The organism is Candidatus Bathycorpusculum sp., assembly GCF_009778815.1.
GTDB classification, from domain to species: domain Archaea; phylum Thermoproteota; class Bathyarchaeia; order Bathyarchaeales; family Bathycorpusculaceae; genus Bathycorpusculum; species Bathycorpusculum hydrogenotrophicum.
The window spans coordinates 25,488-31,991 of sequence record NZ_WRFL01000022.1 but is presented as its reverse complement, the minus strand read 5'-3'; the positions used below and the strand labels follow the sequence as shown (position 1 = coordinate 31,991).

The following is a 6,504-nucleotide window of genomic DNA, read 5'->3' as shown; positions in this document are numbered from 1 at the left end:
TTAGACGTGCTGATGGTAAAGAATGGTTGTCTGAAATTCCAAAAAAAGTTGAAACTCTAATAGAAAAACTCGACATCAAAAACCTATTACCCCAAAACTTGGGAAGTTAGGGTTAAAAAAACAAAACCAAAACCGTTACCAAGTGAGTCATTAAGATGTTGGGAAACAAAAAGTGGGAAACAAAACAAAAAACATATTACAGGGAACCTCCGGAAACATTTTAGCTGCCATATGATAGATTGTATAACTGGCACTTACAATGTATGAGCACAATTTTCTGACAAAAAATAAAATATTGAAACACCTCTCCAAAATGGGTGACCCACTTGAAAAAGTAACCAAACACATAGACTTCGAGATTTTCCGGCCCACACTCGAAAAAGTAGTAACCCCACAAAACCGCGACTACACAAAAGGCGGCCGACCACGCTTCGACCCCGTTTTAATGTTCAAAATACTACTGCTACAGGACTGGTACAACGTATCCGACCACACCATCCAATACCAAATAAACGACCGCCACTCCTTCCAACGCTTCCTAAACCTACAAACAGACGACAAAGTCCCCGACCAAAACACCATATGGGACTTCAAAGAAGCCCTAGCCAAAAACGGCACCGACAAAAAACTTTTCGAACAATTCACCCAACAACTAGAACAAAAAGGCATAATAAAACACGAAGGCTCCCTCATCGACGCCAGCTTTGTAGACGCTCCACGCCAACGCAACACCCCCCAAGAAAACCAACAAATAAAACAGGGCCAAACCCCCAAAGACTGGCGCAATAAACCCCATAAACTCGCCCAAAAAGATCTCGATGCACGCTGGACCAAGAAAAACAACGAAGTCCACTATGGCTACAAAGATCACCTAAATGTGGATGAGAAAACCAAGTTGATTACCCAATTTGCTGTAACGTCTGCGTCTGTGCATGATAGTCAAAAACTCACAGACGTGCTCTCAGTCAAGGATAAGAAGGGATATTTGGATTCAGCTTATGTGGGTGAGGAGCTGCATGCGTTGGTGCATCAGCTATATCCGGGGGTTGTGTTGTTGTGTTGTGCTAGGGGTTATCGTAACAAGCCCCTAACTGAGGAGCAGAGGGCGGCTAATCGTTTGATCTCTCGGGTTAGGGTTCGGGTGGAGCATGTGTTTGGGTTTATGAGTGTGTCTATGGGTGGGATGTTTGTGCGGTGTGTGGGGTTGGTGCGTGCTGGAGCGCAGATTGCTAGGCGTAACTTGGCGTATAATCTTAAACGGTATGCCTACTTAGCGGGAGATAGGCTCATTTCGGTAATTTAATCAAGATAGGGGTTGAAAATCATGAAGAATCAGGTAAATCAGTCATATCTAGCACATATTGGCATGAAAACTGCCGAACAAACCTGATAGAGCCACAAGCAAATCAGTCAAACAGGTTTTCGGAGGTCCCCTACATTATAATGGGGGCGAGTAAGCACACTCACTCAAATTCAATATAGTTTTTCTGTTAATATGAATTATAAACAAAATATCATCCACTATGTAATTATTTTTTGAAATATTTTATTATAATATGAGACGGTTTCCAAAAGTTTCCCACGGTTTCCCACATTGAAAAACCGGAAAAACAATCACCAACTATACAAACAAATAAGCCCCTAACAAAAAACAAACCACCTATCCAAGAACGCTTAGCACACCCATCTAATCTAAACAAAGACACGACACCAACAACCACACAACCCTCTCACACACCTCACCCTACAACAAAGAAATAGTTTTTAGCCATTGCCATGTTTTTCTACATGACAAGAAAAGGCACAAACAAGAAAAACCTTGAAATGGGGTGGTGTCCTTTTTCAGTTTTAACCCCCATAAAAAGTTTGTTTGTCCGAATTTTTAATAACGCTCAGTATATTCACATAAAAAATATTTAAATTATATTGTTTTTAACTTTTTATTTATATGTTTTTAAATAAAAAATGGGGATTTTTATCAAAAAATGGTGAAAAAGTATCATTTGGTTGGTGGGGCTTCCCGGATTTGAACCGGGGTCTATAGCGCCCGAGGCTACAAGCCTAGACCATGCTAGCCGAAAGCCCCACCACAACGGATGTGTTCTATCTTATTTGTTGGGTTGGCTTTAACTTTAGCGGTTTAACACCCAATCAAAATTAAAATCAAACAAATCTGTGATACAGTAGCCACGCATTTTTAGCTCAGGTGTAAACCTTGAACTTTAATGGTTGCTTTTGTTCTAATAATCCATAAAACTTTTAAATTCTAATCGACATTTTCTAAGCGCTCTCTTGAGGTTAGGTTCATGTCAGAGACACAGCAGAAAAAGAAACGCAAGAAAAAAGCCAACTCTCTCATAGAAACCGAACAGGTAGAAAGTGAACTTTTACCCGAATTAGTTACAGCGTTAGACGAGTTGGCAAAAGAGAAAAAATATCTCGATATTCAAGTTTGCCCTAAATGTAAAAGTCCCCGCGTTAAAAGAGTCAACACTATGGCTGGTGATCTGTTTTCTCACATGGGCCTAACTCCACCTAGCCATGAATGTAGTGAATGTAACTGGCGAGGCCAAATGGTCCTTAAAGCAACCAACAAACCCACAACAGTCCGCGATGTTGTAATCATGGCCGAAGCCAACAAATTAGACACCGAAAACAAAACCAAAAAACTCCAACACCAACCTAAAAATTAACTCCATCCAAAACCCAAAACCGAAAATTTCGCTCTGACAGCATCTGCAATGATTTAACCCTCCAAATATCCTCTTTTAGCGTTGTCTCTACATATACGTAGATAATAATCTGACAAAATAGAGTTTCCAGTTAACCGCCACAAATAAAAACATGCATCTTGTTTAGTTCCAAGCAGGAATTGACTTTGGCAATTAATACCCTCTATCTGGCAGCTATATCACAAAACTCTGTAGTGTTACTTAGTAATACTATTCAACTATAGTTGTGATTAGATGGCGGCGTCAATTTGTAGTTGCTGTAAACGCAATGAAACCTTCTATTTTAGACCCTACTCAGGCGAGCGCCTATGTCAGCGATGCTTCACCCAATCTATTGAAGCCAAAGTCCGAGCTACTATAACCAGATCACACATGCTCAAATTCGATGACCACCTAGCCGTGGCTGTGAGCGGCGGCAAAGACAGCCTAGCCCTTCTCTATATCCTAGCAAAACTACGCAAATTCCGACCTAAAACCACCCTAACAGCCGTCACCATAGATGAGGGCATCAAAGGCTACCGCAACGAAGCCCTAGAAATAGCCGCCCAAAGTTGCAAAAACCTTGACATACCCCACCAGATTTTCTCCTTTCGTGAACTCTACGGATTTAGCCTCGACGAAGTCATGGAACGCACCCGTCAAAGAAGCCAAACTGAACTCACCGCCTGCGCCTACTGCGGGGTACTACGCCGCAGAGCCATAAACGCCGCCGCCCGAGCCGTTAAAGCCGACAAAGTCGCAACCGCCCACACCCTAGACGATGAAGCCCAAACCGTTCTTATGAACATCCTGCGCGGTGACATTGTTCGCCTCACCAAAGAAAAACCCATAAGCGACAAAGTCCACCCCCTGTTTGTACAAAAAATCAAACCCTTCTGTGAAATCCCCGAAAAAGAAAGCGCCCTCTATGTATACGCCAAAAAAATCCCCTTCCAAGACACCCCCTGCCCATACGCCTCCCAAGCCCTACGCAATGATGTCCGCGGCATGCTCAACCGCATGGAAGAAAAACACACCGGAACCAAATTCACCGTATTTCGAGCCATGGAAAAGCTACGCCCCGCTCTTGAAGAAACCCTAAAAAAAGCCGACTTTAAAACCTGCACTGAGTGCGGCGAGCCTTCAACATTGGATCTGTGTAAAACCTGCGAGTTATTGCGCCAAGTACGTTAGTTAGGTTTTTTGTGGTCAAAGCCTCGTTCGCTTTTGAGTTTACGCAACATTTCTGAGGCCTCTGTCGCGCTGTCTGCGGCGGCAATTCGTTGTGCCCGTTCAAGATTTACTTTTGTGTTGCAGTAAGGACATAGTTTTGTTTTTTGCGCTTTAGTGCTAAGCATATACCCGCCGCATTTAGTACATTTCATGATGAGTGTTGGCGCCATTTGTGCTTACTCCGAAGGGCTTGTTACACTCATCAAAATGCATCTCAGTATAATATCTTTTTTATTGATCCACCTATTAGCCATATGTCGTATATGATTTTATAAGGCTTGAATTTTTGAATGCTATATTGGCGTAATTTTTGGAAATTTAAAAAAATGATAAAAAAATAAAATTGTTAGTACCAGTATTCTATGGTTACTGTATTGTTTTATTGTCCATTTTTTATTTATCACCTGTTTTTATGAGCTTTTAAGGCGCGAGTATTTGTTATCAAACGGTTTTAGAACCTTTACCGAAAGACTTTTCCATGGCAAGATGGTTAAGTGTTGGTAGCGGGATTAGGGATTAACATGAGTGCAGAAGAGCAAGCCAAGCAGCGATCACCTCTGGTCGATATGGCTATTGGGTACTTTAAAAAAGAAGGCTACAAGGTTAATAGTGAAAACGTTGCCTTGGAAGGTAACAGCGGAGTTATGCGCCACTTTGATCTTGTGGTACAAAAAGGTCGTTTAGAGCAGGGTGTGTGGATTCGAGATTGGAATCGCACCATCGGCGTCAATGTTATCATAAACCTAGACACCGCTTCAGAGGATGTTGAGCTTGGTGCACCCATCATGATTGGGGAGAAATTTAGTGATCATGCCAAATCCTACAGTAACCGCCGCAAAATCAGCCTGCTCACCAAGCAAAAAATCGGTAGTTTTCGCTAAAGTCTTAGATATTTATCTGTTAAGCCCAAACCTTCAAGCATACCTAACCAATCAACAAATCCACTGTGGCATTTTTTGGTATGGTTTAAAACCTTTAACATATCCTCCACAATAGTCTCTGTGGTCTGCCCCGAAACATCCAATTCACATACCTTGTCCTGATGCTGATGTTGCAAAGCTTCAATTAAACAACTATCCAAAATTTCAGCCGAGAGATTTTCCCCAATTTTTGCCTCACTAAACCCACAGTTTTGCATCTGTTCTTTGAGTTCAATAGGGTTTCTACGCAGAACAAAAATCTGCGAAACAACCTCTGATGGCGTAACAGCGGCTGCATAATGCCCATCAATAATCATATCCGTCTTGGCAACGCTTATAGATTCACCCAGACTTTTACGCATAGCCTGCTCATCCACAACAATGGTTTGTCGTTCTTTGTCCTCCTCCAATATTAATCCCTGTGTTTTAGTATACTCAGTCAAATTAATGCAAACTGCATCTAGTTTTTCTGCTAACACTTTGGCGGTTGTGGTTTTACCCACACAGGGTGTGCCGGTAAGGAGAATAACTCGATTCATAAAAACACCTGGGCATACCCGCAATTATTGATTACGGATCAACATTCGTTTATATTATGTAATGCAGAAACAAAACCTCTGGAGCGGGAGTAAACTATTTATCACAACAACTATGTGGTGGTTACATAGCGAGGTTGAATATATTGAGTGAAAAATTGGTTTCAAGAACTGTTTTTTTGGCAGGTATACTTGTGGCAATTCTTATTGCCTGTACAGTTTCTACTTTAGCATCTACACAACTGATTGCTGGACCGCAAGGTTCACCCGGACCCCAAGGACCCCCAGGTGTACCCGGCGTTGCTGGATCACAAGGACCTCCAGGAGTTGCTGGATCAGCCGGTGCCACAGGAGCAACGGGTGCCACTGGAGCTACAGGTGTAGCCGGTGCCACAGGACCAACCGGATCACCCGGACCCGCAGGCAAAGACGGCAACACCACCCGATACATCCTAGAAGGCTCCTTTGACATAACCAAAGACGGCGACCTAATCCAAACTTTTGGCGAGTTGCTTGTCAGTGAAGCACATTGGAAAAAAATCGATATTCCTCAACTTACTTTATCAGATATACCCTTTGTACATGTCTTTGTGAAAACTTTTTTTAACAGCACACATAACGATCCACAACCTATGCAGTTCTGGCAAGAGTACACTTCACAATCGATTCGCTATGATGAAGGTTGCATTTATGTGTTCTACAAAGGCGTCACAACTGAGTATCCTCCATATGGTGAAGCACATTACACACAGTATACAATGAATGGCGAATACCTCATAGGGATAGCCAAATAACCGCTTAACCAAACGGCATCACCAGCCGTTCTCTTTTCTTAAACAACACAACAAAACCGAGATGCTAAACTGCCCAGGGACCCTTAACAAATGGTCTTAGCATGTCATTTAAGCCTCTAAATACTTATGATGCTGACAAAACTTATTCTCAGTCTGGTGTTGCCGATTATGTGTCTATTCACAGTTTGGTTGGCATGGATTACATACGATTGGTAACTCTAAATCAAAGTGATAAACGGCTAAAAGAGCCCTCTATAGCTGCTGCCGGTTAAGTATAAACATGTCAACCAGCCCGTAAGTACAAAAACTG

Annotated in this window: 8 protein-coding genes and 1 tRNA gene; 6 read left to right on the top strand and 3 right to left on the bottom strand. The window is 42.3% G+C overall.

The genetic code is table 11. The features are described from left to right. Positions 1-259 precede the first annotated feature (259 nt). The gene (locus FWF39_RS06005) at positions 260-1,303 is read left to right on the top strand and encodes an IS5 family transposase (RefSeq protein WP_343382537.1); all 1,044 of its coding nucleotides are present in this window, start codon (positions 260-262) and stop codon (positions 1,301-1,303) included. 705 nt (positions 1,304-2,008) lie between these two features. On the opposite strand, the gene FWF39_RS06000 is transcribed toward FWF39_RS06005, so the two are convergent. Then, positions 2,009-2,086, bottom strand: a tRNA-Pro gene (locus FWF39_RS06000). Positions 2,087-2,306: 220 nt separating this feature from the next. Between FWF39_RS06000 and FWF39_RS05995 the strand changes: the two genes are divergently transcribed. Together FWF39_RS05995 and FWF39_RS05990 are read left to right on the top strand one after the other, a co-directional pair. Then, positions 2,307-2,693: a hypothetical protein gene (locus FWF39_RS05995; RefSeq protein WP_343382536.1), complete on the top strand. Its 387-nt coding sequence runs from the start codon at positions 2,307-2,309 to the stop codon at positions 2,691-2,693. A gap of 273 nt (positions 2,694-2,966) precedes the next feature. After that, positions 2,967-3,905: a TIGR00269 family protein gene (locus FWF39_RS05990; protein ID WP_343382535.1), complete on the top strand. Its 939-nt coding sequence runs from the start codon at positions 2,967-2,969 to the stop codon at positions 3,903-3,905. Here FWF39_RS05990 and FWF39_RS05985 read toward each other — a convergent pair. Beyond that, positions 3,902-4,114: a DUF1922 domain-containing protein gene (locus FWF39_RS05985; RefSeq protein WP_343382534.1), complete on the bottom strand. Its 213-nt coding sequence runs from the start codon at positions 4,112-4,114 to the stop codon at positions 3,902-3,904. The genes FWF39_RS05990 and FWF39_RS05985 overlap by 4 nt on opposite strands. Positions 4,115-4,465: 351 nt before the next feature. On the opposite strand from FWF39_RS05985, the gene FWF39_RS05980 reads away from it, so the two are divergent. After that, entirely contained in the window at positions 4,466-4,825 is a 360-nt protein-coding gene (locus FWF39_RS05980; RefSeq protein ID WP_343382533.1) for a hypothetical protein, read from the top strand. Here FWF39_RS05980 and FWF39_RS05975 read toward each other — a convergent pair. Beyond that, positions 4,822-5,403 (bottom strand): adenylate kinase family protein, encoded by a 582-nt coding sequence (locus FWF39_RS05975; RefSeq protein WP_343382532.1) that lies wholly within the window; start codon positions 5,401-5,403, stop codon positions 4,822-4,824. The genes FWF39_RS05980 and FWF39_RS05975 overlap by 4 nt on opposite strands. A 143-nt stretch (positions 5,404-5,546) precedes the next feature. Here FWF39_RS05975 and FWF39_RS05970 point away from each other — a divergent pair, with 143 nt between their 5' ends. Together FWF39_RS05970 and FWF39_RS05965 are read left to right on the top strand one after the other, a co-directional pair. Then, positions 5,547-6,194, top strand: a complete 648-nt coding sequence (locus FWF39_RS05970) for a hypothetical protein (RefSeq protein WP_343382531.1) — start codon at positions 5,547-5,549, stop codon at positions 6,192-6,194. Between the two features lie 101 nt (positions 6,195-6,295). Further along, positions 6,296-6,466 (top strand): hypothetical protein, encoded by a 171-nt coding sequence (locus FWF39_RS05965; protein ID WP_343382530.1) that lies wholly within the window; start codon positions 6,296-6,298, stop codon positions 6,464-6,466. Positions 6,467-6,504: the final 38 nt, after the last annotated feature.